At 53.0% G+C, this 3337-nt stretch carries 4 protein-coding genes; all 4 read right to left on the bottom strand.

Annotated features, from left to right (window positions below):
• On the bottom strand, positions 1-302 hold a 302-nt coding region (locus tag ACOJWD_RS00920; RefSeq protein ID WP_486991339.1), incomplete at its 3' end, for a serine hydrolase.
• Positions 303-849: 547 nt separating this feature from the next.
• A complete protein-coding gene (locus ACOJWD_RS00915; protein ID WP_486991338.1) occupies positions 850-1131 on the bottom strand; it encodes a cell division protein ZapA in 282 nt (93 codons plus the stop codon).
• Positions 1132-1216: 85 nt separating this feature from the next.
• Positions 1217-2185, bottom strand: coding sequence for a phenylalanine--tRNA ligase subunit beta-related protein (locus ACOJWD_RS00910; RefSeq protein ID WP_486991337.1), 969 nt, complete (start codon positions 2183-2185; stop codon positions 1217-1219).
• A gap of 3 nt (positions 2186-2188) precedes the next feature.
• Positions 2189-3337 (bottom strand): phenylalanine--tRNA ligase beta subunit-related protein (locus ACOJWD_RS00905; RefSeq protein WP_486991336.1); only part of this gene is annotated, 1149 nt, incomplete at its 5' end.

The raw sequence follows: 3337 nt of genomic DNA, 5'->3' as shown, positions 1-3337 counted from the left end.
TGATGAATCGTGATCGCCGGATCAAAATGGGGAAACGAAAACGGCAGGCAATCACAAAGCCGTGCATCGAGCGTTAGTTCTCCTGCATCTACCAATTGATTAATGGCAATCGCTGTGAAAAACTTAGCTCCCGAGGCAATCCCAAAGCGCGTTTCCATCTGGTTCGGAATTCCTTCGGAGCGATTGGCTAGTCCGAATCCGTGTCCCGCGATGAGAGCGCCCGCCTGGCGAACCAAGACCGCGCCTGTAAAACCATCTCTCTCCTGCTCCGCCAACACGCGGCGTAGTCTAGTTGCATCCATATGAGTCCATCCTTTCGATTTCACGGCTCGATTTCACGACGGCCTAAGAATCCTCTTGCACCCCGACGATGTACCAAACTGTGCCTGATGTCTAAGGCATCTCGAATCCCCTGAGCGATGCGCTCTTCCTCCGCCTCACCCTCACGGATTGGGGCGGATTGCCGGAATCCGCCTTTTCGAACACTGGGTTCCGCTCTGCGAGCCCCCCAGAACGGATGGGATATCCATCGTACCGACGTACTTCAGAACACCGACCAAAGACTACGCCGCATCGGTGCCTACCGTAACTATTTTCCGCCCTTGTGGCTCAGTCGTAGATCGTGACAGATTCTAGAATCGTACCCGCTGTCGCCAACGGTTTTATGGATGTCTCAGACGACTTAACGTCGCGGCCCACCCATCTTTCATCCATGAAGCGAAGGATCTAAACACACGCATCCACGCGCACCGCTGTAATCAAAAAACACTCCGCCCTGAAATGATGGGGCGGAGCCATGCTTTCTTGGACATAAGCGGCGCGTCTAGCACTTCAGAAGCTGTGGCGCCTTTATTTAGCATCCTTGGCTTCGCGCTTACTGCGCCATTGCTGCTGCATCGTGGACACTAATTGCTGATGCTCCTCTTGCAAATTAAAGAGTTCCTCCGCCACATTCAGTGCTGTCAAGATCGCCAGACGATTGAGACTGACGCGGGGATTTTTTGATGCTAGGACCCGAATTCGATTATCGACATGATATGCAATAGCCTTTACCACGTCTTCCGGCAAGTCGCCAACCAGCGAATAATCCTCGCCATAAATACTAACGGTTGTTCGAATGTCCTCTCCCACTGCGCAGTCTCCCCTTTGATTGAGTTTAATAGATCTTCTCGACTGCTCATCAAAATTCCTGCCAAATCTGCCCATCAATCCAAAATTATTGACGTATTCCGACACCAAGGCTTTCCAGTTCGGCCAAAATTCGACTTACGGATTCCTCGACATCGCTGTCCTGCAACGTATGATCCTCCGCTTGAAAGCAGAGCCGCGTGGTCAATGACACCCCAAAGTCCCCTTCAAAGCGATTGACGACGCTCAACTCCTGTAAGAACGGGAGCTGCAGTCCCTGTATTGCTTTCACAATGTGCTCATACGTTATCCCCTCAGGCACAATCAAGGACAAGTCACGCTGCACCTCAGGAAATCGCGACGGTCGCCGGGGACTTCCTGCCGGGCGACGAGTCAGACCGTCTAAATTGACTACCAGAACCCCTAGTCGCCGCACCTGATATTCGGTGGCAAAACTGGGCAACAGTTCGCCCACATAGCCTACCTTTTCCTCCCCATTGAACAGCCATTGCGAACGCCCCGGATGGAGGAATGACGGCAGGGTATCGTCGGCCCGACGTGTGAGAGACCATCCTAGCCGCTCACACAAGATATCTGAGAGACCTGTAAGATCATAAATAGAAGGATCTGTATCAATAGGATAACGCGGGATCGGGTCCAGCCCCAAAACCACGGCCAATTCTTGACGCTCTACCACGCGCTGCCCAATTTTATGAAATACGGTCCCTACTTCAAAAAATCGGATGGGTCCATCATGACGGGCTCGATTATACTTCACCACGCCTAATAGACTTGCGAGAAGGTGTCGACGAAGGACACTTTCGTCATCGCGAAGAGGATTGGCGATGGCCACCATCTCTGATTGGGGATGAATAGAGACCGCCCTGTCTAATTCGGGATGAGTGAAGGTGCGCGTCATTACCTCGTGATATCCCGCTGCCGCTATCACATCCCGTAACGACTCATCAAGAGTGACCCACTCATCTCGCTCTGCCAACCGGGTTGGAAAAACCGGCAGGCGGTTTGTAATATTATCATTGCCTATAAAGCGGCCCACGTATTATGCCAAATCATAAATCGACTCGACATCGTGGCGGTATGACGGAACCATGACTTCGTCACCATGATACTGGTAACCGAACCGTTCCAATGCCATAGATATCGTCTCAGGTGCGATGTCTACTCCTAAAATCGCCTGAATTCGTTCGGGATCAACAGCAATTTGACGACGGACTGGCAGTTCCCCCACCATGGTGCTGAACCCCAAAGTCTCCAAGATCCCCGCCTCTTGCAAGATATCGATCACCATCGCCGGAGCCTCCAGCACCGAGGCTGGATCGGTCCCCTTCCCGAAGTGTTGCGCCGCATCAGTGAAAAGGTTGTGCGCCTTATAACTCCTGAAAATTCCTGGCGCAGAAAAATGCGCACATTCCAAGAGCAAGCGATCCGTGTGGGGTTGAATCGCCGACGCATCACCTCCCATAATCCCCGCCAACGCAAGCGCCCGCGTCTTATCGGAAATCACCAGGTCATCCGGCTGTAAGTCAATGCTGGTACCATCGAGTAGCGCCAGATGCTCGCCTTCCTGCGAGCGGCGAACAATAATTTCTCCATCGACGACCGTCGCATCAAACGCGTGGAGTGGTAGCCCCAAATCCCACATGACAAAGTTCGTGACATCCACCGCTGGATGAATAATACGTTGCCCCACGGCACGTAACAACGCTTGCATCCATAGCGGGGACACCTGGTGTCTCTTAATGGAAAATTCCACGAGACCATAGACTGGACAACGGTCCACATCGGCCACCAGGGCCAACGGGTCCTGCTGATAGGCAAAAACCCTCGGTCGATACTGGATGGGTTGATCCCAAATCGCTCCAAGCTCAGCTGCAATGCGCCGCACACTCTGAAGATACTGGGCCAGATTGGGGGTCAGTTCCAACTCATATACGGTATCCACGCCGCCAATCACGTCCACAAAACGTGTCCCCAGAGGAGCCGTGCCTTCCCATACCCATAAATCACCGCCTAGCGCCTGATATCCCAGTTCCTCTGCCGATAGCAGCATACCCGGAGAAAGAATTCCGCGAAGTTCCTTGGCCTCAAGAGTCCGTCCATCGGGAAGAGTGGTACCGGGGGGTGCATACCACACATGCTCTCCCGGAAATCCATTTGAGGCTCCGGTGACAATTTGTAGTGATGATCC

It is taken from the genome of Sulfobacillus sp. TH-112 (genome assembly GCF_057473405.1).
Note: the sequence above shows the minus strand (reverse complement) of the source record. Positions and strands in the feature narration are given on the sequence as shown.